Genomic DNA, 22,138 nt, shown 5'->3' on the forward strand with positions numbered 1-22,138 from the left:
CTGGCCAATCGAGTTTTGACATGGACACTTCCGGCGCGCCGGATCCGCTGCTACCAACTGGTAACGCAGAGATCCTGCTACAGGGAGGTTTCATGAAACCGTCGCGTTTTACGGCCTTTTCGTCCTCGCTCCTCCTCGGCACCGTCCTCGCCCTCACCGGGGCCGGGGCCGCCCAGGCCGCCTCCTCCGCCGCCCTCGACTACGTGGCCCTCGGCGACTCGTACTCCTCCGGCGTCGGAGCCGGCAGCTACGACAGCGCGAGCGGCGACTGCAAGCGCTCGACCAAGGCGTACCCGGTCCTCTGGAAGAACGCCAACGCCCCCTCCTCGTTCGCCTTCACCGCCTGCTCGGGCGCCAAGACCGGCGACGTCACGGCCAATCAGCTCGGACCGCTCTCCACCGCCACCGACCTGGTCTCGATCACCATCGGAGGCAACGACGCCGGATTCTCCGACGTCATGACGACCTGTGTCCTCCAGTCCGAGGCGACCTGTATCAACCGCATCAATCAGGCCAAGGCGTACGTCGACAGCACGCTCCCCGGCAAGCTCGACTCGGTCTACTCGGCGATCCGCTCCAAGGCCCCCAACGCCCACGTCGTCGTGCTCGGCTACCCGCGCTTCTACCAGCTCAACGGCACCTGCATCGCCGGTCTGAGCGAGACCGAGCGCGCCGCCATCAACGACGCCTCCGACTACCTCAACGCGGCCACCGCCAAGCGCGCCGCCAACTTCGGCTACACCTTCGCCAGCGCGGTCCCCGCCTTCACCGGCCACGAGATCTGCTCCAGCTCGTCGTGGCTGCACAGCGTCAACTGGCTCAACATCGGCGAGTCGTACCACCCGACCGCCACCGGACAGGCCAGCGGCTACCTGCCCACCTTCAACGGGGCTGCGTAACGGCGCCCGGGGCGCCACCGGCCGGGGACGCGGTCCCGGGCGCCCCGGAAGTCCCCGCGGTCGTTCCCGCTGTCGTCCCCGTCGTCGGAGTAGTCGGCGGCGGGGACGACGGCGTGACCGTGCCGCTCGCGCTCGCGCAGGTCAGCGAGAACACCACCCAGTCCGACTGCCGCGCCACCGGCTCCCGCACCTCCACCCGGATCCGGTCGTGCACCGTCGCCCCCGGCCCGTACGCCGACTGCTCACGCGTCACCTGCTGCTCGGTGTCCCCGCCCGCCGGGAACTCCAGCGTCCGCCAGACCGTGTCCTGCGCCTCCCCGCTCTCCGTCGTCCAGCGGTACGAGACCGTCGCCGGCGTCCGGTCCACCGTGAACGTCGCCGTGAACTCCGGCCCGGTGCCCTCCGCAGGCGGACAGCTCCCGACGTACGTGTCGCGCACGGCCCGTACCGACACGAGCGCGTTCACCGGGGGAGTCGTCGTCGTGCTCGGCGAGGCGCTCGTGCTCGCCGTGGTCGGCGCGGGCGTCGTCGGCGCCGTCGTCGGCGCGCTCGTCGTCGCCGGCGGCACCGTCGGCGTCCCGTCCTTCCCGGTGTCCCGCAGCACCGCGTACGTCAGCCCGCCCGCCACGAGCAGCAGCGCCACGACCACGGCGATCCACGCCGCCCGGTGGCGGCGCTCCGGCTCCGGCCCGGGCAGCGGCGCCGTCGCACCCACCGGCGCCGGCCCGCCCGTACCGCCGCCGCCCGCGCCCTCCCCGGCGAAGGCCGGATACGGCACCGGTGGCGGCGTCGGCAGCACCCGCGTCGCCTCCGTACGGGGCGTGCCGCCGGCCGCGACCAGCCGCAGCTGCTCCTCGGCGGCCTCCGCCGGGAGCCGCTGCTCCGGGTCCTTGCGCAACAGCCCCTCGATGACCGGCGCCAGCGGCCCCGCGTGCACGGGCGGAGCCGGCTCCTCGTCCACCACCATCCGCAGCGTGTCGAGCGCGGTCTCGCGGCGGAACGGCGACGCGCCCTCGACGGCGGTGTAAAGCAGCACGCCGAGCGACCACAGATCGGCCGCGGGCCCGGGCGTGCGCCCCAGGGCGCGCTCCGGCGCGAGGTACTCGGGGGAGCCGATCAGCTCGCCGGTCATGGTGAGCGGCGAGGTCCCCGCCACGGCCGCGATGCCGAAGTCGGTGAGTACCACCCGGCCGTCGTTGGCCAGCAGCACGTTGGCCGGTTTGACGTCCCGGTGCAGCACCCCGGCCGCGTGCGCGGCGCGCAGCGCGGCGAGCACCCCGGCACCCACCTGCGCGGCCCGCGCGGGCGGCAGCGGGCCCTCGGCCTCCAGGGTCTCGGCCAGGGTGAGCCCGCGGACCAGCTCCATCACGATCCAGGGGCGTTCGTCGTCGATCGCCACGTCGTAGACGGTGACGACATTGCGGTCGGTGATCCGGGCGGCGGAGCGTGCCTCGCGCTCCAGGCGCGCGTACAGCCGCTCGCGGTCCTCGGTGGGCAGGCCGGCCGGGGCGCGGACCTCCTTGACCGCCACCTCCCGCCCCAGAACCTCGTCACGGGCGCGCCAGACGGTGCCCATGCCGCCTTCGCCGAGCACGTCGAGCAGCCGGTAACGACCCGCGATGAGCGTCATCACTCCACGGTAGCCGAGGCCCGCCGGTTTTGGTGGCGGAGATCACACCCGGCCGGGTGCGCGCAGGTGGGGGAGGTGCGTGCAGGATGGTTCGTGACGGTTCGACAGGTGTGCGATCCCTGTCCAACTCTCCCTGGAACCACATGGATTCGGACAGTGATCGTCAACCCCCTTCACTGGACGGTGAATCCTGCGGCCGGAATACACGGGTGTCGTAGTGGAGCGATAGGGTTAACCTGCCCGGGCCGGGTGCCCTTGTTTGGGTGGGGAGTGACATGGAACAGATAGCAATGCGCAGCAGGCCGCGTGTGCCTGCCATCACCTGCGGGAGCAGCGCGACGAGTTCGCGTCTCGACCGCCATCTCGCGGTGCTCGGCGGCCCCGCCATACCGCAGCGCGAGGCGGCCGAGGCGACGCTGCTGATGCGGGAGCTGACGTCGCGTCCGCGCGAGGTGCCGGTGCACGGGCACCGCAGCCGCAGCGCACGGGTCTCGCTCTTCGCCCCGCTGCGCCGACTGCGTCGCTCGCTCTTCGGCAGCCACGGCTGACGGGCCGTCCGGGCCGGGCACCGGCGCACCCCCGACGCGCACCGCTCCCCACACCCGCTCGGCCCGCGGCCCGCTCCTGACCACACGCCGGACGTGTCCCCGCCCGTCCGGCGCTTCTTCCTGTCGGTTTCCCCTGCCCGTGGTCCGTTTCCGGCCACGGCCTCAGGTACGGGCGTAGCGCCTGACCGCCGCCGGCGCGCAGAGCGCGATCAGGGCGAGCGACCACAGCAGCGCCCCGGCCACCGGATGCGCCACCGGCCAGGCCGCGTCCGCCGGCACCTCCGCGTTCCCGAACAGCTCCCGTACGGCCGTCGTCACCGCCGAGATCGGGTTCCACTCCGCGATGGTGCGCAGCCAGCCCGGCATTCCGCCGGTCGGGATGTACGCGTTGGAGATCAGCGGCAGCATGAAGACGGCGCTGCCCAGCTGGCTCGCGGCCTCCTCGCTGCGCGAGGCGAGCCCGAACAGGATCCCCACCCAGGTCATCGCGCAGCGGAAGAGCAGCAGCAGCCCGAAGGCCCCGAGCGCCTCCGGGGCCGTGCCCTCGATCCGCCAGCCCATCGCGAGCCCGACCAGGACCAGCGGGACCATGCCGACCGCGCTGGTGACCAGGTCGGCGAGCGACTGCCCGAGCGGCACCGCCGCCCGGCTCACCGGCATCGCGCGCAGCCGGTCCGTCACGCCCCGGTGGGTGTCCTGGGCGGCCTGGAACATGCCGGTCATCATGCCGTTCGCGGCCGTCGCCACCAGCATTCCCGGTACCAGGTAGGCCCGGTAGTCGGCGCCCGGCATGGCGAGCGCGGAGCCGAAGACGTAACCGAAGAAGAGCAGGAAGACGACCGGCATCGTCTGGGTCATGAGCGGCAGCGCCGGGGCGTGCCGGATCCGCTGGAGGTGCCGGCCGAGGATCGCGGTTCCGTCGTGGACGAGGGCGCTCATGCGGCGGTCTCCTTCTGCTTCTCGTGCCGGTCGTCGTGGGTGGGGGCGGGGCCGGAGACGCGGCCGGTGAGGCGCAGGAACACCTCGTCGAGCGTGGGCGGCCGCAGCGAGGCGTCGACCAGGTGCACGCCGGCCGCGTCGGCCTCGCGCACGATCCGCGGCAGGGTGAGCGTGGTGTCGGTGGTGACCGCGCCCACCGTGCGGGCCTCGGCGTCCAGGGCCGGGGCCGAGCCGGTCAGCCGGTCGAGCACCGCGGCCGCGGCCTCCAGCTGGGCCGGGTCGGCGACGACGACCTCGGCGTAGTGGCCGATCAGCGCCTTGAGTTCGGCCGGGGTGCCCCGGTGCGCGGCCCGGCCCTCGTCGATCACGACGATGTCGTCGGCGAGCCGGTCGGCCTCCTCCAGGTACTGCGTGGTGAGCAGCACGGTCGTGCCCTGGCCCGCCAACCCCCGTACGGCGTCCCAGATCTCGTTCCGGCTGCGCGGGTCGAGCCCGGTGGTGGGCTCGTCGAGGAAGAGCACCCGCGGCCGGACGATCAGGCTCGCGGCCAGGTCGAGCCGGCGGCGCATGCCGCCCGAGTAGGTGCGGGCCGGGCGGTTCGCGGCCTCGGCGAGACCGAAGCGTTCGAGCAGCTCGTCGGCGCGCGAGCGCGGGGCGCGCAGCAGCCGGGCGAAGAGCCGCAGGTTCTCGGCGCCGGTCAGGTCGCCGTCGACGGAGGCGTACTGCCCGGTGACCGCGATCCGCTCGCGCACGCCCGCAGGGTCGCGCACCACGTCGCACCCCGCCACCCGGGCGCTCCCGGAGTCGGGCGAGAGGAGCGTGGTCAGCACCCGCACGGCGGTGGTCTTGCCCGCTCCGTTGGGTCCGAGCACTCCGCAGACCGTGCCTTCGGGCACCGCGAGGTCGAGCCCGCGCAGGGCGCGGACGTCCCCGTACCGCTTCTGCAGACCCTCACTAAGTACAGCGTACGTAGTAGTCATGGCGCGACCATAGCGCACTACGTACGGTGTACGTAACCAGTGTCGTCATTACGATGGGCGCCGAAGGGGCGACAGAGGTGATGAGCGATGGCGGGCCGAGCGGCCGAACCCGAAGTGATCTGGGCGCGGCCCGAGCGCACCGGCCGCGGACCGAAGCCGGCCTACAGCCGGGCCGACATCGTGGCCGCGGCCGTCCGCATCGCCGACGCCGAGGGCATCGACGCCGTCTCCATGCGCCGCATCGCCGCCGACCTCGGCTGCGGCACCATGTCGCTCTACAACTACGTGCCGCGCAAGGAGGACCTGTACGAGCTGATGGTCGACGCGGTCAGCGGCGAGTACGAGCTCGGCGAGCCCAGCGGCGACTGGCGCGCCGACATGACGGGACTCGCCCGGCAGACCCGCGCGATCATGTACCGGCACCCCTGGCTCACCCGGGTCATGACCACCGCCTACGGCTTCAGCCCGAACGCCCTGCGCTATCTGGAGTGGTGCCTGGGCTGCCTGGCACCGCTCGACGTGGCGCCCGGCCTGAAGATGCAGCTCATCGCCCTGGTCAACGGCACCGTCATGGCCACCGTCCGCAACGAGCAGGCCATCGCGGAGCGCGCCCGCGGCCTGCCCTGGAGCGAGGAGGAGGAGCAGGCGGTGCGCGGCGCGTACCTGATGCAGCAGGTGATGACCGGCGCCTACCCGCACCTCGCCGGGCTGCTCGCCGCGTCCCCCGGCCCCATCGACGCCGACGAGATCTTCGAGCAGACCATCGCCCGGCTCCTCGACTCCTTCGAGCCGCGCGACTAGCGGACCGCGGTGCTCAGAGCAGCATGAACTGCCCCTCCGGGCCCTCCTCCTGATGGTCGAGGACGGACGCGGGCCGACGGGCCCCGCCCGGCACGGGCAGCACCCCCGCCGCCCGCAGCGCGCCCTGGCCCACCCCGTCCGCCACCGCGTGCGCCGTGAGCGCCGCGCGCTCCGGCTCGCGCTCCGCGAGCAGCGCGAGCACCGTGATCAGTTCGAGCAGCTCCGAGGTCCACTCCTGCGGCCAGGCCGCCGGCCCGATCGCCTCCAGGCTGCCCGGCTCGGCGGGCGCCGTCCGGTGCGCGAACCACTGCTCGACCATCCGCACCCCGCCGACCTCGAACTCCCACGCCCCGGCCGGCACCGGCGAGATCCGGCCCTCGGCCTTGCCGTCGCCGATGACCAGCACCTCCTCCGCCGGGTCGTACGCGAGCGTCGTCGGCCGGGCCGGAACCGCCGCCCGTACGTACGGCCGGCGCCCGCCCGGCAGCCGTGGCCTGACCCCGCCGCGGGCCCCGCGCAACTGCACCTCCACGAGCGAGCGGCCCAGCGCCACGCCCGCCGCCCACACCTCCGGGTCCGCCGGCAGCGGCACCCGGCACCCGGCGGGGGAGGCGACGCCCGCCGCGACCGCCCAGGCCACGAGGTCCGCGGCGCCGACCCCGTACCCGTACCGCGCGCCCAGCAGCGGCAGCAGTCCGGGCGTCAGATTCGGCTCCAGGCCACCGGGCCGGCGGAACAGCGGACGGATCCGGCCGGGGCGGCCCGAGGGGGAGCGGCCGTCGGGCAGCGCGGCCGTCACCAGGAGCGCGGGACCGGCCGTGCCCGGCACGTACCCCTGCTCCACGGCGAAGAGCTGGTGCTCGTCGGCGACCCGCCACAGCTCCGGCCGCGCGGCGTCGATCAGCCGGTGGTCCGGCAGCAGCCACTGCTCGTCGAACGGCCCGTGCGCGAGGCGTACGGGCTCCGGACAGGGACCGGGTTCCCGGGCGAGCCGCACCGTGCCGGTCCGCTGGCCGGGCAGCGCGGCCACCGAACTCGCCGGGGTGCGCGCCCGGCTGGGCCGGAACAGCGCCTCCCGCTCCGCGCCCCGCGCCGCGGCGAGACGGCCCCAGCGGGCCCGCAGGGTGCGCGGATCGGGGGCGACGATCCAGGAGCGGCCGAGCCGCAGCGGGGCCACGGACCACGGCATGAGGTCGTCGAGCAGGGGCGCGTCGGTCAGCGGCTGGTCCTCCGTCACGCCCCGCATGCTAACGACGCCCCTCCGTGGGCCTCCACCCCGTCTTCGGCCCTCAGTGCGCTTCGACCGTCACCGTGAACGAGAAGCGGTCGCCGCGGTAGCGGATCCGGGCCACGTCGACGACCCGGCCCTCGTCGTCGTAGGTCACGCCCGTGTAGTGCAGGATCGGCGAGAGCAGCGGCACCTGGAGCAGCTGGGCGGTCTCGGGGTCGGCGAGCCGGGCCTCGACCGTGTCGGTGATCCGGCTGATCTTCACCCCGACGACGTCCCGCAGCACCTTCGTCATCGGCCAGCGCTCCAGATCGGCCGGATCGATGCCGGCGGCGATCTCCGGGAGCACCGCGTTCTCCGCCCAGTTGGTGGGCTCGCCGCTCTCGCCGTCGGCGCGCAGCCGCCGGAACACGGCGACCTCGTCGAGCTGCGGGAAGTACTCGGCGAGCTCGCCGGGCACCGGCTCGGTGCCGTGGCCGAGAACGGTGGTCCGCTCACCGGACTGCTGGGCCACGATCGCGTCGATCGAGCCGAGCAGTCGACGCGGGGTGGAGCGCCGGGCGCCCGGTTCGATGAAGGTGCCGCGCCGCCGGTGCCTGCTGATCAGGCCCTCCTCCTCCAGCTCCTTGAGGGCCTGGCGCATGGTCAGCACACTCACGCCGTAGTGCGCGGCGAGCTGCTCCTCGGTGGGCAGCCGCAGCGAGGCGTCGGGGGTGCGGCCCAGTATGGAGGCGCGCAGCGACTGCGAGACCTGGTACCAGAGCGGCAGCTTCCGGTTCAGGACCAGCGAGTCGGGGGCGAAGGCGGTCACGGCTCTCTCCGTACTCCGTACGACGACGATGGGCCCGGGCCTCACGGCCGGAAGTGGCGCTCCAGACCCTGCCATACGTCGTCGTAACCCTGCTGCAGGTGGTCGGCCCCGGCCGCCTGGGCGGTGGCGGTGACCGGCCAGCGGGTCTCGAACATGAAGGCCAGACCGTCGTCGATCTTCTGCGGCTTCAGTTCGGCGGCGCTCGCCCTGTCGAAGGTCTCCCGGTCCGGGCCGTGCGCCGACATCATGTTGTGCAGCGAGCCGCCGCCCGGCACGAAGCCCTCCGCCTTCGCGTCGTAGGCGCCCTCGATCAGGCCCATGTACTCGCTCATCACGTTGCGGTGGAAGTACGGCGGCCGGAAGGTGTCCTCGCCGACCAGCCAGCGCGGGGCGAAGACGACGAAGTCGACGCCCGCGAGGCCGGGAGTGTCGGACGGCGAGGTCAGCACGGTGAAGATCGACGGGTCGGGGTGGTCGTAGGAGATCGTCCCGATGACGTTGAACCGGTGCAGGTCGTAGACGTACGGGGTGTGGTTGCCGTGCCAGGCGACGACGTCCAGCGGCGAGTGGTCGTAGGTCGCGGACCAGAGGTTGCCGCAGTACTTGTTGACGACCTCGACCGGGCCCTCGACGTCCTCGTACGCGGCGACCGGCGCCCGGAAGTCACGGGCGTTGGCCAGGCCGTTGGCGCCGATCGGGCCGAGGTCGGGGAGCTGGAAGGGAGCGCCGTAGTTCTCGCAGACATAGCCGCGGGCCGTGTCGTCGAGCAGCTCGACGCGGAACCGGACCCCGCGCGGGACCAGCGCGACCTCGCCGGGCCGGACCGCGAGCAGGCCCAGCTCGGTGCGGAGCAGCAGACCGCCGCGCTCGGGGACGATCAGCAGCTCGCCGTCGGCGTCGCTGAAGACCCGCTCCATCGGCGCGTTCGCGTGGTACAGGTGCACGGCCATGCCGGCGCGCTGGGCCGCGTCGCCGTTGCCGCCGAGCGTCCACAGGCCCGCCAGCCAGTCCGTACCGGCGGCCGGCTCCGGCAGCGGGTTCCAGCGCAGCCGGTTCGGGTCCGGCACGGTCTCGGTGAAGGGCGCGCTGCGCACGGCGCCGTTGTCGATCCGGACGAACGGCGGATGGGCGGCCGAGGGGCGGATCCGGTAAAGCCACGAGCGCCGGTTGTGCGCCCGGGGCTCGGTGAAGGCACTGCCGCTCAGCTGCTCCGCGTAGAGCCCGAGCGGCGCCCGCTGCGGCGAGTTGCGTCCGTCGGGGAGGGCGCCCGGGACGGCCTCGGTGCTGTGTTCGTTGCCGAATCCCGTGCTGTAGGTCAGTGCGTCGGCCGTCTTGGTGGCCTGTTCCGCGTTCAGCGCGTGCATCGTGTGCTCCTGTCCTGACGCTCACAACAATCCTATGCATGACCGTAGGATTCCGCTCCCGGTCACGTCAACGGTGCCCGGGGGCCCAGTGGCCTCCGGACTGCGTCCGAGCGCCGTCCGCGACCGGCCGTCGCCCGCCCAGGCCTTCAGCGGCATGATGTCCCCGTGCCCCGAACCGACCTGTCCTCCGTGCCCGGGCCCGCCCTCCGCCGCGCCCCCGTGCAGCAGCGCAGCGCCGCCCGTCTCGCCCGGATTCTCGACGCCTGCGCCGAACTCCTCGACGAGACCGGTTACGAGCAGCTGAGCACCCGGGCCGTCGCCGCCCGCGCGGGCGTGCCCATCGGCTCCGTCTACCGCTTCTTCGGCAACAAGCGGGCCATGACCGCCGCCCTCGCCCACCGCAACCTCGACAGCTATGCCGCCCGCATCGGCGCCGGCCTCGCCGCGCTGCCGGCCGTCGACGCGCTGAGCGCCATCGACACCGTCCTCGACGCGTACCTGGAGATGAAGCGGACCGTGCCCGGCTTCGGCCTGGTCGACTTCGGCCCGCCCGGCCCCGACGAGGCCGGCGAGGAGCACCCCAACCACCTCGTCGCCGACCGCATCTGCGCCCTGCTGGCCCCGCCCCTCGGCCGCCCGGCCGACCCGACCCTGCGCCGCAAGATCCTCGTCGGCGTCGAGGCCACCGACGCGCTGCTCCAACGCGCCTTCCTCGTCGACCCCGCCGGCGACCCGGACCTCGTCGCGGAGACCCGCGAACTCCTGCACGCCTATCTGGCACCCGCCCTGCGCTGAGCCCTGTTCCACCTCCCTACCGGTCGGTATGCTCGCGCTCGTCCGCGCGCCGCCGCCCCAGGGAGACCGTCATGTCCACCGCCCTGCGCATCTGCCCCCTGTGTGAAGCGACCTGCGGGCTGACCCTCACCCTCGACGGCGACCGGGTCACGGCCGCCCGCGGTGACCGCGACGACGTCTTCAGCCGGGGCTTCGTCTGCCCCAAGGGCGCCGCCTTCCCCGAGATCGACGCCGATCCCGACCGGCTCACCCGCCCCCTCGTCCGCACCGCCGGCGGCACCCTGCGCGAGGCGGCCTGGGACGAGGCCTTCGACCTCATCGCCGCCCGCATCCGCCCGCTGATCGAGGAGCACGGCCCGAACGCCGTCGGCCTCGTCCTCGGCAACCCCAACGTGCACACCGTGGCCGGCGCCCTCTACCCGCCGCTCCTCATCGGCGCCCTGCGCACCCGCAACCTCTTCACCGCCTCCACGCTCGACCAGATGCCGAAGCACGTCTCCAGCGGACTGCTCTTCGGCGACGCCTTCGCCGTCCCGGTGCCCGACCTCGACCGCACCGACCACCTCCTGATACTCGGCGCCAACCCGCTGGACTCCAACGGCAGTCTCTGCACCGCCCCCGACTTCCCCGGCCGCCTCAAGGCCCTGCGCCGCCGCGGCGGCACCCTCACCGTCGTCGACCCGCGCCGCACCCGCACCGCCCGCCTCGCCGACCGCCACCTCGCCCCGCGCCCCGGCACCGACGCCCTCCTCCTCGCCGCGCTCGTCCACACCCTCTTCGCCGAGGACCTGGTGCGCCTCGGCGCCCTCGCCGACCACGTGCAGGGTGTGGAAGAAGTACGGGACGCGGTAAGGGAGTTCAGCCCCGAAGTCGTCGCCGCGGCCTGCGACCTGGCCGCGGACACCATCCGTGCCACCGCCCGCGAACTGGCCGCCGCGCCGACCGCCGCCGTCTACGGCCGGATGGGCTCCTCCACCGTCGCGTACGGCACCCTCGGCAACTGGCTCGTCGACGTCCTCAACGTCCTCACCGGCAATCTCGACCGGCCCGGCGGCGCCCTCTTCCCGCTCTCCGCCACCGCCGCCGCGCCCCGCCCCGCCGGCCCCGGCAAGGGCTTCGCGCTCGGCCGCTGGACCAGCCGGGTCTCCGGGCACCCCGAGGCCAAGGGCGAACTGCCGCTCGCCGCCCTCGCCGAGGAGATCGACACCCCCGAGCGGACCCCGGGCGAAGGGCGCGTCCGCGCGCTGATCACCGTCGCCGCCAACCCCGTCCTGTCCGCCCCCGACGGACGGCGCCTCGACGCGGCGCTCGACTCCCTCGACTTCATGGTCGCCGTCGACCCGTACCTCAACGAGACGACCCGCCACGCCGACGTCGTCCTGCCCCCGCCGCCGCCCTCGCAGAGCGCGCACTTCGACTTCGCCTTCAACCAGTTCGCCGTCCGCAACCAGGTCCGCTACACGCCCGCGGCCGTCCCGCTCGCCGAGGGCCGCATGGACGAGTGCGAGATCCACGCCCGGCTGATCCTCGCCGTGTCCGGCATGAACGGCGCCCCGCCCTCCGCCGTCGACGACCTCGCCATCGAGACCACCCTCGCCAAGGCCGTCACCCAGGAGCACTCGCCGGTGCACGGCGAGGACCCGAAGGCCGTCGCCGCCCGCCTCACCGGCACCACCGGACCCGAGCGGCGCCTCGACCTGATGCTGCGCCTCGGCCCGTACGCGAGCTCCCACGGCCTCACCCTCGACGTCCTGCGCGCGGCCCCGCACGGCATCGACCTCGGCCCGCTCCAGCCGCGGCTGCCCGGCCTGCTCAAGACCCGCAGCGGCCGGGTCGAGCTGCTGCCCGCGCCGATCGCCGCCGACCTGCCCCGGCTGCGCGCCGCCCTGCACGACGTCCCCGAGGCCGGCACCCTCCGGATCGTCGGACGCCGCCATCTCCGGTCGAACAACAGCTGGCTCCACAACATCCCCGCCCTCACCGGCGGCTCCAACCGCTGCACCCTCCAGGTCCACCCCGAGGACGCCGACCGCCTCGGGCTCACCGCCGGCGCGCCCGCGCGGATCAAGGGCGAGGGCGGCGAGCTGACCGCCGAGGTCGAGATCACCGACGCCGTACGGCCGGGTGTCGTCAGCCTCCCGCACGGCTGGGGCCACGACCGCCCCGGCACCCGGGCGGCGGTCGCCACCGCCCGCCCCGGAGTCAACGTGAACCAGCTCCTCGACGGCTCCCGGCTCGACCCGCTGTCGGGCACCGCCGTCCTCAACGGCTTCCCCGTCCAGGTGGGACCCGACTCATCACCTGTGCTGTGACCTGGGGTTTTGCTCGTATTGCTCACGCGTCAACGTCTTGTTAACGCCTTTACGCGGCACCTACCGTCATGCGCACCGCCGCTCTGGCGGCAGTTCAAGGGTGAACGTGACGTGAGGTGTCCTCCATGCTGACCATCCTCGGCTTCGCCATGATCGCGACCTTCCTGGTCCTGATCATGACGAAGAAGATGTCGCCGATCGCGGCGCTCGTGCTCATACCCGCGCTCTTCTGCGTCGCCGTCGGACAAGGGGCCCAGCTGGGCGACTACGTCATCGAGGGCGTCGGCAAGCTGGCGCCCACGGCCGCGATGCTGATGTTCGCGATCGTCTACTTCGGCGTCATGATCGACGTCGGCCTCTTCGATCCGATCGTCCGGGGCATCCTGCGCTTCTGCAAGGCCGACCCGGTGCGGGTCGTGGTCGGTACGGCGGTGCTCGCCGCGATCGTCTCGCTCGACGGCGACGGCTCCACCACCTTCATGATCACGGTCTCGGCGATGTACCCGCTCTACAAGCGGCTGGGCATGAGCCTCGTCGTGATGACGGGTGTCGCCGCCACCGCCAACGGCGTCATGAACACGCTGCCCTGGGGCGGCCCGACGGCCCGCGCGGCCACCGCGCTCAAGCTGGACGCCGCCGACATCTTCGTCCCGATGATCCCGGCGCTCGGTGTCGGCCTGGTCTTCGTCTTCGTCCTCGCCTACGTCCTCGGCCGCCGCGAGCGCAAGCGCATCGGCTACCTGAGCCTCGACGCGGTGCTGACGCCGCAGACCGAGACGGTCCTGGTCGGCGCGGGCGGCGGCAAGGGCGGGACCAAGGGCGGACGTAAGGGCGAGGGCAAGAACAGCGCCAAGGGCGGCTCTGCCGCGGGCCTGTCCGCCGACGCCGACGCCGAGGCCCAGGGCACCGCGGGCGGTCAGGGAACGCAGGGCGCCCAGGGCGAGGACGGCTTCCAGGGGCTCGACCCGAAGCGCGAGACGCTGCGGCCCAGGCTGTACTGGTTCAACGCCGGCCTCACCGCCGTACTGCTCACCGCGATGATCATGGAGTGGCTGCCCATTCCGGTGCTGTTCCTGCTCGGTGCCGCGCTCGCGCTGACGGTCAACTTCCCGAAGATGGCCGCGCAGAGGGCCCGGCTCGCCGCCCACGCCGACAACGTCCTCAACGTCGCCGGCATGGTCTTCGCCGCCGCCGTCTTCACTGGTGTCCTCACCGGCACCGGCATGGTCAAGCACATGGCCGACTGGCTCGTCGGCGCCATCCCGGACGGCATGGGCCCGCACATGGCCCTGGTCACCGGTCTCCTCAGCCTGCCGCTGACCTATTTCATGTCCAACGACGGCTTCTACTTCGGCGTCCTGCCGGTGCTCGCCGAGGCCGGCGCGGCCCACGGCGTGTCCCCGCTGGAGATCGCCCGCGCCTCCCTCGTCGGCCAGGCGCTGCACATGTCGAGCCCGCTGGTCCCGGCGGTGTACGTGCTCGTCGGCATGGCCAAGGTGGAGTTCGGCGACCACACCCGCTTCACCGTCAAGTGGGCGGCGCTGACCTCGCTGGTGGTGCTCGTCGCGGGCATCCTGTTCGGGATCATCTAGTCGCTGGTTCGTTCGGGTGGATGTCGGAGGGTGGCACGGCCCTGTCGCCACCCTCCGTAGTCATGTGATGACCAATAGTCAGATTATCGGCTCGCATCTCCGAGATCTGTACGACTGGAGGAACCCCACATGACCGTCCCGGCTCTCCGCCCTCTCCTCGCCACCACGGCGACCGCGCTCGCCCTCGGCTCCTTCGCCCTGGCGGGCGCGCCCGCCGCCTTCGCCGCCCCGATCCCGGGCGACAACGGCGACGTCAAGACCCACAACGTGGGCACACCCGTCGACGACGAGCGGGACGAGCCCAAGGTCTGCCGGTTCTACCTCGACGCCTTCGACTTCGACACCCTCCAGGAAGTCGACTGGACGATCGTTCCGCAGCCGCCCAAGGCCGACTCGCCGAGCCTCAGCGGCCACATCACCCTCAACAGCGGCAAGGGCCACACCGGTGAGCTCGGCCTTCCGAACGGCATGTACAAGCTGACCTGGACCTTCGAGGGCGAACACGGCGCCGGCAAGCACAAGGTCTTCAAGGTCGACTGCCCGCCCGGCGGCGGTCCCGGCGGCAACACCAACGGCGGAAGCACCGGTGGCCACGGCCACCACAAGCCGCCGCACGGACCGGTCGGGGCCGGCGGCGGTGGCGCGGCCGACACCACGGCCCCCGCGGACGACAGCGCCGCCTTCGGCGTCGGATCGGCCATCGCCGCGGCTCTCGCGGGCACCGCCGGCCTGATCCTCATCCGCCGCTCGCGCCGCCGCACCGATGGCGCCGCGTAGGTCCGCTCCCCCGCGCGGGACGGCCACCGCCGGCCGGGTCCCGGCCGGCGGGCGCCGCCCCCGCCCGCGCGGCCGCACCACCCGCCGGCAGCGCCGGCTCGTCCGGCTCGCCCGTACCGTCGTCGTGACCATGTCCCTGGTCACCGCCGGTGTCTGGTGGGCCCAGGACGACGGCTCATCGCCCGGCCCCGCGCTCGCCGCGGGGCCCGCCGTGCACGGCGGGGCGGCTCCGGTCCACCGGACCCGGCCCCGCCCGGCCTCCCGCCCCGAGCCCAGGCCGCAGCCGCCGCCCGCGCCTCTGGGCCGCTCCCGGCCCACCACCCTCGCCGTCCCCGCGATCACCATCGAGGCGCCCGTCGTCGGCCTCGACGTCGACGCCTCCGGCCGCCTCGGCACCCCGCCCGTGGACAACCCCCGGGTCGTCGGCTGGTACGCGAACGGCGTCACCCCCGGCGAACGCGGCACCGCGGTCGTCGTCGGCCACCGCGACACCCGCACCGGTCCGGCGATCTTCCTCAACCTCAACTCGCTCAACCCCGGCAACACCGTCCGCGTCGCCCGCGCCGACGGCCGCGTCGCCGTCTTCACGGTCGACCGCGTCCGTACGTACGCCAAGTCGTCCTTCCCCGACTCCGAGGTCTACGGCGCCACCACCCGCCCCGAACTCCGTCTCCTCACCTGTGGCGGGACCTTCAGCCGGAAGGACGGCTACGAGGCGAACATCGTGGTGTTCGCGCATCTGACCGGGGTGGACCGGAAGATCTGAGAGGGAGAGGGGGCCGGGGGTACGGGACGGGGCGGCCGGCGGGGCCGTCCGCGCCCCGAGTACGGCGGTTCCGCCTCGAGCACCCCGCCCTCCCGCCGCCCGTGTCGCCGCGCGCTCCGGCTCTGCGAGCGCCTCGCCCGGCAGCCGTGCCGTCTCCTCCGGCGCCGGTGCCGTGCCGTCACTGCGGAATTACCGGCTCCGGCCCCCGGGCAAGGCGGAACCCGCCAGTTCGCGGGCGGTACGGCTGTCCGGCCGGGCCGTGGACAGGGCGCGGGGCGGAGGCGAGGATCGGTCCGTAGCAGGGAGAGCAGGCGGAGGGGCCTGGCGCCGGAAAACTAACAGCGCTAGTTTGGACGGTCGGTGTCAGCGGCAACGACCTGGCCGGCGCCGGCAGCACACCCCCGAGACCAGAGGAGACACCGCTGATGAAGGCCCACGACGGCATGTACATCGGTGGCGCGTGGCGGCCCGCCGCCTCCGCCGAGACGATCGCCGTGATCGATCCGGCCACCGAAGAGGTCGTCGCCCATGTCCCGGCCGGTAACGCCGAGGACGTCGACGCCGCCGTCCGCGCCGCCCGGGCCGCGCTGGCCGGCTGGGCCGCGACGGCGCCCGCCGAGCGGGCCGCCCGCCTCACCGCGCTGCGGGACGCGCTCGCCGCCCGTGCCGAGGAGATCGCGGCCACCGTCACCACCGAGCTCGGCGCGCCCCCGCAGCTCGCCGCCGCCGTGCACGCCGGGCTGCCGATCGCCGTCGCCGGTTCGTACGCCGAACTCGCCGCGAGCCACCCCTTCGAGGAGAAGGTCGGCAATTCGACGGTCTACTCCGAGCCGGTCGGCGTGGTCGCCGCGATCACGCCCTGGAACTACCCGCTGCACCAGATCGTCGCCAAGGTCGCCCCGGCGCTCGCCGCCGGCTGCACCGTCGTGCTCAAGCCGGCCGAGGACACCCCGCTGACCGCCCAGCTGTTCGCCGAGGCGGTGCACGAGGCCGGCCTCCCGGCCGGTGTCTTCAACCTGGTCACCGGCCTCGGCACGGTCGCGGGGCAGGCGCTCGCCGAGCACCCGGACGTGGACCTCGTCTCCTTCACCGGCTCCACGGCCGTCGGCAGGAAGATCGGCGCCCTCGCGGGCGGCGCGGTCAAGCGGGTCGCCCTGGAACTCGGCGGCAAGTCCGCCAACGTCATCCTGCCCAGCGCCGACCTCGGCAAGGCCGTCGCCGTCGGCGTCGCCAACGTCATGTCCAACTCGGGGCAGACCTGCAGCGCCTGGACCCGGATGCTGGTGCACACCGACCGGTACGAGGAGGCCGTCGCCCTCGCCGCGGCCGCCGTCGCCAAGTACGTGCCGGGCGAGCGCGTCGGCCCGCTCGTGAACGCCAAGCAGCGCGACCGGGTCCGCGGCTACATCGAGCAGGGCCTCGCCGAGGGCGCGCGGCTGGTCGCCGGCGGCCCCGAGGCCCCGCGCGAGACCGGCTACTACGTGGCCCCGACCGTCTTCGCCGACGTCACGCCCGGGATGACGATCGCCCAGGAGGAGATCTTCGGCCCGGTCGTCTCGATCATCCGGTACGAGGACGAGGCGGACGCCCTCGCCATCGCCAACGGCACCGTCTACGGGCTCGCCGGCGCGGTCTGGGGCGAGGAGGCGGAGGCCGTCGCCTTCGCCCGCCGCATGGAGACCGGCCAGGTCGACATCAACGGCGGCCGGTTCAACCCGCTGGCCCCGTTCGGTGGCTGGAAGCAGTCCGGCGTCGGCCGCGAACTCGGCGCGCACGGCCTGGCCGAGTACCTCCAGACCAAGTCCCTGCAGTTCTGAGCGCCGTACCGTCCCGGCCGCAGCCACCCGAAGGAGCCCCACGCGTGATCCGCGCCGCCGTCCTGCCCGCCGTCGGCTCTCCGCTGGAGATCACCGGCATCGAACTGCCCGAGCCCGGCCCCGGCCAGGTCCGGGTCCGCCTCGCCGCCGCCGGGGTCTGCCACTCCGACCTGTCGCTGTCCAACGGCACCATGCGGGTGCCCGTCCCCGCCGTCCTCGGCCACGAGGGCGCGGGCACGGTCGTCTCCGTCGGCGAGGGCGTCACCCACGTGGCACCCGGTGACGGCGTCGTCCTCAACTGGGCGCCGTCCTGCGGCGCCTGCCACCCCTGCTCGCTCGGCGAGGTGTGGCTGTGCGCCAACGCCCTCACCGGCTCCGCGAACGTCTACACCCGCACCGAGGACGGCACCGAGCTCCACCCGGGGCTCAACGTCGCCGCCTTCGCCGAGGAGACCGTCGTCGCCGCGAACTGCGTGCTGCCCGTGCCGGACGGCGTGCCGCTCACCGAGGCCGCGCTGCTCGGCTGCGCCGTGCTCACCGGCTGGGGCGCCGTCCACCACTCCGCCCGGGTCCGCGCGGGCGAGACCGTCGCCGTGTTCGGCGTCGGCGGCGTCGGCCTGGCGACCCTCCAGGCCGCCCGGATCGCCGGGGCGTCCACCATCGTCGCCGTCGACGTGTCGCCCGAGAAGGAGGCGCTGGCCCGGGCCGCCGGCGCCACCGAGTACGTCGTCGCCTCCGACACCACCGCCAAGGACATCCGGAAGCTGACCGGCGGCCACGGCGTCGACGTGGCCGTCGAGTGCGTCGGCCGCGCCGCCACCATCCGTACCGCCTGGGACGCCACCCGGCGCGGCGGCCGCACCACGGTCGTCGGCATCGGCGGCAAGGACCAGCAGGTCACCTTCAACGCCCTGGAGATCTTCCACTGGGGCCGCACCCTGTCCGGCTGCGTCTACGGCAACTCCAACCCGGCCGAGGACCTGCCCGTGCTCGCCGAGCACATCCGGGCCGGCCGCCTCGACCTCGGCGCCATGGTCACCGAACGCATCACCCTGGACGGCATCCCGGGCGCCTTCGAGAACATGCTGGCGGGCAGGGGCGGACGCGCGCTGGTCGTCTTCTAGCCCCGCACGGTCCCGGCCGACGGCACCACGGGGGCCTTCGGCCGGGACCGCGACACCGCCACACCCGCCAGGCACAGCGCGCCGCCGCCCAGCGTGAGCAGCCCCGGCAGCTCGCCGAGGAACAGCCAGGCCATCAGCACCACCAGGGCCGGCACGGCGTACGTCGTCGCGCCCATCCGCCCGGCGGTCGTCCGGGCCAGGGCGTAGGCCCAGGTGGTGAAGGCGAGCGCGGTCGGGAAGACACCGAGGTAGACCATGTTCAGGGTCGCCGACAGCGGGGCCCGGCCCACCTCCTCGACGAGCCGCCCGGCGAACGGCAGACAGGCCACCGCGCCGACCAGGCACCCGAAGGTCGTCACCTGCAGCGCGCTGCCGTGCGCGAGCGCCGGCTTCTGGGCGACGACCCCGCCCGCGTACGCCACCGCCGCGAGCAGACAGAGCACCACGCCGAGGACGGACGCGTGCCCGCCGCCCGACCCGCCCGACATCGACAGGCCCACCGCGACCGCGCCCGCGAAGGACACCCCCATGCCCGCGAGCAGCCGCGGCGGCAGTGCCTCGCCGAGCACCTTGGCGCCGAGCAGCGCGATCAGGATCGGGCCGATGTTCACGACCATCGCGGCCGTGCCCGCGTCGACCTCCTGCTCGCCCCAGTTGAGCACCACCATGTAGGCGCCGAACCAGAGCAGTCCGGAGATCACGATCCCGCGCCAGGCGGCGCGCGGCGGCAGTCCCTCCCGCCGTATGACGAGGACGACCGCGAGCACGAGCGCACCGGCGAGCAGTCGGCCCAGGGCGAGGGCGCCGGGGGAGTAGGCGGCGCCGGCGCTGCGGATGGCGACGAAGGCGGAGGACCACAGGACGACGGTGACACCGGCGGCGGCGAGCGCGAGACGGGAGGTTCGGTTCGGCATGGGACGACCGTAGGGCGCCGATCGTTCGGCGGTCACCGCAATATCGCGCGGGACGGCGCCCGGCCGGGCGCGGCTCACCTCAGCACCGCCGGAGCGATGCCGAGCGCGGCCTCCAGCGCCCGCTCTCCGGCCGCGGTCACCTTCACCGCCCGCTCGGAGCCGATCCGTACGCACCAGCCGGCGTCCATCGCGTGCCGGCAGAGCGCCGCGCCCGCGAGGCCCGCCAGGTGCGGCTTGCGCTCGGTCCAGTCCAGACAGCCGCGGGCGACCGGCCGCCGCCCCTTGCCGCCGGCGGCGGGCACGAGCGGGATGCCCAGGTCCGCGAACCAGGCCAGGCCGCCGTCGGTGAGCGCGAACCCGGTGTCCTGACGGAGCAGCCCGCGCTCGGTCATGGCCTCGGTGATGGCGATGCCCAGCCGGCCGGCGAGATGGTCGTAGCAGGTCCGTCCGCGCGCCATCGCCTGCCCGGCGCTCGCGGCCCGCAGGGTCCGCGGCGGCTCGGGCACGGCCGGCTCGGAGCGGGCGGCCAGGTCCTCGACGAGGTGTGCGATGCCGGGGTCGGCGAGGCGTACGTACCGGTGCCGGCCCTGCCGTTCCTCGGCGAGGACCCCGCCCGCGACCAGCTTGCCCAGGTGCTCGCTGGCGGTCGACGCGGCCACTCCGGCCTGCCGCGCCAGCTCCCCGGCCGTCCAGGCCCGGCCGTCGAGCAGGGCGAGCAGGAAGCCGGCGCGGGTCTCGTCGGCGAAGAGGGCGGCGAGGGCGGCGAGGTCTTTGGGTGCCATGTCCTCAGGATGCCGCGGTCACCCTTCGGCTACTGCCGAAGTGTCGGCGGACGGGTCGGCCGAAGTGTCGGTCGGGGCGTGCGTGCGCTGCCAGTTCCAGTTCCACAGCCCGGACCAGCGGTGGTCGTGCTCCAGCTCCGGGGTGTAGGGCCCGACCTGCTCGTACGCGGCCGCGGTACGCGGGTCGTCGCGCCGCATCAGACCGTACGCGGCGACGACCCGTACCCGCTGGTGCTCCTCGCCGGCCAGCGCGGCGAGCGCGTCGGCCACCTCCGGCGCCCGGTCGTCGGAGTCCGCCAGCCCCACCGCCGCTCCCCACCGCACCTCGTCGTCCTCGTCCCGGGCCAGGGCGAGCAGCGCCGCCCGGACGTCGGCGGACCCGTCGTGGGCCCGGCCGAGGACGCCGCACGCGGTACGGCGCACCTCCGCGGCCCCGTCCCGCGCCAGGACCAGGAGCGCGGCCCGGGCCCGGGGTTCCGCCGGATCCGCTTCCAGGCAGCCCGGCACGGCCGCGCGGACGTCCGGGCTCGGGTGGTCGGCGTACCGCAGCCCGGCCGCGGCCATCTCCGGGTGTTCGTGTTCGGACGCCCACGCGAGCAGCACGGCCGCGAGGACCTCGGGGTCGGTCTCCTCGGCCGCCCAGCCGGCGAGGAGTTCGCTCGTCTCCCGCTCGTACGAAGGCACGGTGCCGTCCTCGAACAGCGTCGTGCACCGAAGGACGTCCGCGGCGAACCGCCGGTGACCGGGGCCGGGATGGTGCCGCAGCGCCGCGACCGCCGACCAGGTCCGCCTGCTGCGCCGCCGGGTGAGCACATAGAGGGTGGCCCACCAGTCCACGTGATCCGGGTCCGGATGAGCCGCGCCCCGGTCGGCCAGCTCCTCCACCGGCGTCAGGATCCGCAGCGCCCATTCCAGCTCGCTCAGGATCGCCCCGTACCCGGCCCGCACCGTGCGTCCGTCCAGGGTGAGTTCGTCGACGTGCCCCCACTCGCCGTCCGGCACCCGGATCCGCTCCCCGGGCGCCGCCAGGGACAGCTCGTACCGGCTCCGCGCCGTGGCGAGCGCCCGGTCCGCGGCGGGCCCGCGCAGCCGCAGGCCCGGGTCGCGGCCCTTGACCGCGGAGAAGACCGCGTACGAGCCGCCCTCGATCGCCCGCAGCAGCGGTGTCGTGCCGTCCGGCAGCACCCGGTCCGGGTCGGCGCCCGCGCCGACCAGCGCGCCGGCGACCGGCGCGTCGTACGCCTCGACCGCCAGGCACAGCACCGGCAGCCCGTCCTCGGCCGGCGCGTTCGGATCGGCGCCCTTGTCGAGCAGACGCACCACGCCGTCCTCGTGGCCCGCCCGTACCGCCGCTACGAGCTCCGCTCCGAGCTCTGCTCCGAGCCCTGTCGTGTCCCCCACTCGTCCCGCACCCCCGTGTCGTACTGCGTCTGCAGACCGTCGAGCAGCGCCCGCAGCCCCGTCGTGAACGCCCCCTCGTCGACCTTCTCGCGCCGCTCCGCGAGCAGGTGGGCCTGCCCCAGGTGAGGGTAGTCGGCCGGGTCGTAGGCGGTCTCGTCGTCGACGAAGCCGCGGGCGAAGGAGCCGAGCGCGGAGCCGGTGACGAAGTAGCGCATGAGCGCGCCGATGTACGTGGCCTGGGCCGGCGGCCAGCCCGCGCGGACCATCGCGCCGAAGACGGCGTCGGCGACCTTCAGGCCGGCCGGGCGGCGGCCGGGGCCCTGGGCGAGCAGCGGGACCAGGTGCGGGTGGTCGGCGAGCGCGGCGCGGTAGGAGACCGCCCAGTCGTGCAGGGCCGTGCGCCAGTCCCGCGGGTCCTCCGGCGCGAACATCGACAGGTCGACCTTGGCGCTCACCGCGTCCGCGACGGCGTCCAGGATCTCGTCCTTGGTGCGGAAGTGGTTGTAGAGCGAGGGCCCGCTGACCCCGAGCTCGGCCGCGAGACGCCGGGTGGAGAGGGCGGCGAGCCCCTCGGCGTCCACGAGCGCGCCCGCCGTGTCGACGATCAGGTCACGGCTGAGGAGGGGCTTGCGCGGTCGGGCCATGGCGCACATAGTAG

20 protein-coding genes are annotated in these 22,138 nt (G+C 74.1%); 10 read left to right on the forward strand and 10 right to left on the reverse strand.

Going from position 1 to position 22,138, the window contains the following annotated elements:
- The first annotated feature begins 92 nt into the window (after positions 1-92).
- Positions 93-899 (forward strand): SGNH/GDSL hydrolase family protein, encoded by an 807-nt coding sequence (locus tag ACWEV0_RS12660; RefSeq protein WP_453148982.1) that lies wholly within the window; start codon positions 93-95, stop codon positions 897-899.
- On the opposite strand, the gene ACWEV0_RS12665 is transcribed toward ACWEV0_RS12660, so the two are convergent.
- Complete coding sequence (locus tag ACWEV0_RS12665; protein WP_453148983.1) at positions 883-2,529, reverse strand: serine/threonine-protein kinase; 1,647 nt, start codon at positions 2,527-2,529, stop codon at positions 883-885. The genes ACWEV0_RS12660 and ACWEV0_RS12665 overlap by 17 nt on opposite strands.
- A gap of 275 nt (positions 2,530-2,804) precedes the next feature.
- Between ACWEV0_RS12665 and ACWEV0_RS12670 the strand changes: the two genes are divergently transcribed.
- Complete coding sequence (locus tag ACWEV0_RS12670; protein ID WP_403797307.1) at positions 2,805-3,077, forward strand: hypothetical protein; 273 nt, start codon at positions 2,805-2,807, stop codon at positions 3,075-3,077.
- A gap of 162 nt (positions 3,078-3,239) precedes the next feature.
- Here ACWEV0_RS12670 and ACWEV0_RS12675 read toward each other — a convergent pair whose 3' ends face one another.
- Positions 3,240-4,016 carry an ABC transporter permease gene (locus ACWEV0_RS12675; protein ID WP_453148985.1) on the reverse strand — a complete coding sequence of 259 codons (777 nt, stop codon included), beginning with the start codon at positions 4,014-4,016 and terminating at the stop codon, positions 3,240-3,242.
- A complete protein-coding gene (locus tag ACWEV0_RS12680) occupies positions 4,013-4,996 on the reverse strand; it encodes an ATP-binding cassette domain-containing protein (protein WP_453148986.1) in 984 nt (327 codons plus the stop codon). The genes ACWEV0_RS12675 and ACWEV0_RS12680 overlap by 4 nt, the downstream gene beginning before the upstream one ends.
- 87 nt (positions 4,997-5,083) lie before the next feature.
- Here ACWEV0_RS12680 and ACWEV0_RS12685 point away from each other — a divergent pair, with 87 nt between their 5' ends.
- Entirely contained in the window at positions 5,084-5,797 is a 714-nt protein-coding gene (locus ACWEV0_RS12685) for a TetR/AcrR family transcriptional regulator (RefSeq protein WP_453148988.1), read from the forward strand.
- Between the two features lie 13 nt (positions 5,798-5,810).
- Here ACWEV0_RS12685 and ACWEV0_RS12690 read toward each other — a convergent pair whose 3' ends face one another.
- The 3 genes from ACWEV0_RS12690 to hmgA are packed head-to-tail and all read right to left on the reverse strand — an operon-like array spanning position 5,811 to position 9,200.
- The gene (locus tag ACWEV0_RS12690; protein ID WP_453148989.1) at positions 5,811-7,043 is read right to left on the reverse strand and encodes a type ISP restriction/modification enzyme; all 1,233 of its coding nucleotides are present in this window, start codon (positions 7,041-7,043) and stop codon (positions 5,811-5,813) included.
- Positions 7,044-7,086: 43 nt separating this feature from the next.
- On the reverse strand, positions 7,087-7,836 hold the full coding sequence (locus ACWEV0_RS12695; RefSeq protein WP_453148991.1) for a GntR family transcriptional regulator: 750 nt from the start codon (positions 7,834-7,836) through the stop codon (positions 7,087-7,089).
- A 41-nt stretch (positions 7,837-7,877) separates the two neighbouring features.
- Complete coding sequence (gene hmgA, locus ACWEV0_RS12700) at positions 7,878-9,200, reverse strand: homogentisate 1,2-dioxygenase (RefSeq protein WP_453148992.1); 1,323 nt, start codon at positions 9,198-9,200, stop codon at positions 7,878-7,880.
- A gap of 165 nt (positions 9,201-9,365) precedes the next feature.
- Between hmgA and ACWEV0_RS12705 the strand changes: the two genes are divergently transcribed.
- The 7 genes from ACWEV0_RS12705 to ACWEV0_RS12735 all read left to right on the forward strand — a co-directional run bounded on the left by ACWEV0_RS12705 (position 9,366) and on the right by ACWEV0_RS12735 (position 18,383).
- Complete coding sequence (locus tag ACWEV0_RS12705; RefSeq protein ID WP_453148994.1) at positions 9,366-9,995, forward strand: TetR/AcrR family transcriptional regulator; 630 nt, start codon at positions 9,366-9,368, stop codon at positions 9,993-9,995.
- Positions 9,996-10,066: 71 nt separating this feature from the next.
- A complete protein-coding gene (locus tag ACWEV0_RS12710) occupies positions 10,067-12,307 on the forward strand; it encodes a molybdopterin oxidoreductase family protein (protein WP_453148996.1) in 2,241 nt (746 codons plus the stop codon).
- Between the two features lie 125 nt (positions 12,308-12,432).
- Positions 12,433-13,899 carry a CitMHS family transporter gene (locus ACWEV0_RS12715; RefSeq protein ID WP_453148997.1) on the forward strand — a complete coding sequence of 489 codons (1,467 nt, stop codon included), beginning with the start codon at positions 12,433-12,435 and terminating at the stop codon, positions 13,897-13,899.
- A 129-nt stretch (positions 13,900-14,028) separates the two neighbouring features.
- Entirely contained in the window at positions 14,029-14,676 is a 648-nt protein-coding gene (locus tag ACWEV0_RS12720; protein ID WP_453148999.1) for a hypothetical protein, read from the forward strand.
- A complete protein-coding gene (locus ACWEV0_RS12725) occupies positions 14,663-15,442 on the forward strand; it encodes a class F sortase (protein WP_453149001.1) in 780 nt (259 codons plus the stop codon). Before ACWEV0_RS12720 ends, ACWEV0_RS12725 begins: the two co-directional genes overlap by 14 nt.
- A 425-nt stretch (positions 15,443-15,867) precedes the next feature.
- Positions 15,868-17,259 (forward strand): aldehyde dehydrogenase family protein, encoded by a 1,392-nt coding sequence (locus ACWEV0_RS12730; protein WP_453149003.1) that lies wholly within the window; start codon positions 15,868-15,870, stop codon positions 17,257-17,259.
- Positions 17,260-17,303: 44 nt separating this feature from the next.
- Positions 17,304-18,383, forward strand: coding sequence for a Zn-dependent alcohol dehydrogenase (locus ACWEV0_RS12735; protein WP_453149005.1), 1,080 nt, complete (start codon positions 17,304-17,306; stop codon positions 18,381-18,383).
- On the opposite strand, the gene ACWEV0_RS12740 is transcribed toward ACWEV0_RS12735, so the two are convergent.
- From ACWEV0_RS12740 to ACWEV0_RS12755, 4 genes are all read right to left on the reverse strand, one after another.
- Entirely contained in the window at positions 18,380-19,297 is a 918-nt protein-coding gene (locus tag ACWEV0_RS12740) for a DMT family transporter (RefSeq protein WP_453149007.1), read from the reverse strand. The genes ACWEV0_RS12735 and ACWEV0_RS12740 overlap by 4 nt on opposite strands.
- 74 nt (positions 19,298-19,371) lie before the next feature.
- Positions 19,372-20,079: an ArsR/SmtB family transcription factor gene (locus ACWEV0_RS12745; protein WP_453149009.1), complete on the reverse strand. Its 708-nt coding sequence runs from the start codon at positions 20,077-20,079 to the stop codon at positions 19,372-19,374.
- An 18-nt stretch (positions 20,080-20,097) separates the two neighbouring features.
- Positions 20,098-21,480, reverse strand: a complete 1,383-nt coding sequence (locus ACWEV0_RS12750; protein ID WP_453149011.1) for a HEAT repeat domain-containing protein — start codon at positions 21,478-21,480, stop codon at positions 20,098-20,100.
- The gene (locus ACWEV0_RS12755) at positions 21,432-22,124 is read right to left on the reverse strand and encodes a TetR/AcrR family transcriptional regulator (protein WP_453149013.1); all 693 of its coding nucleotides are present in this window, start codon (positions 22,122-22,124) and stop codon (positions 21,432-21,434) included. The genes ACWEV0_RS12750 and ACWEV0_RS12755 overlap by 49 nt, the downstream gene beginning before the upstream one ends.
- Positions 22,125-22,138: the final 14 nt, after the last annotated feature.

The organism is Streptomyces sp. NPDC003943, from assembly GCF_053605265.1.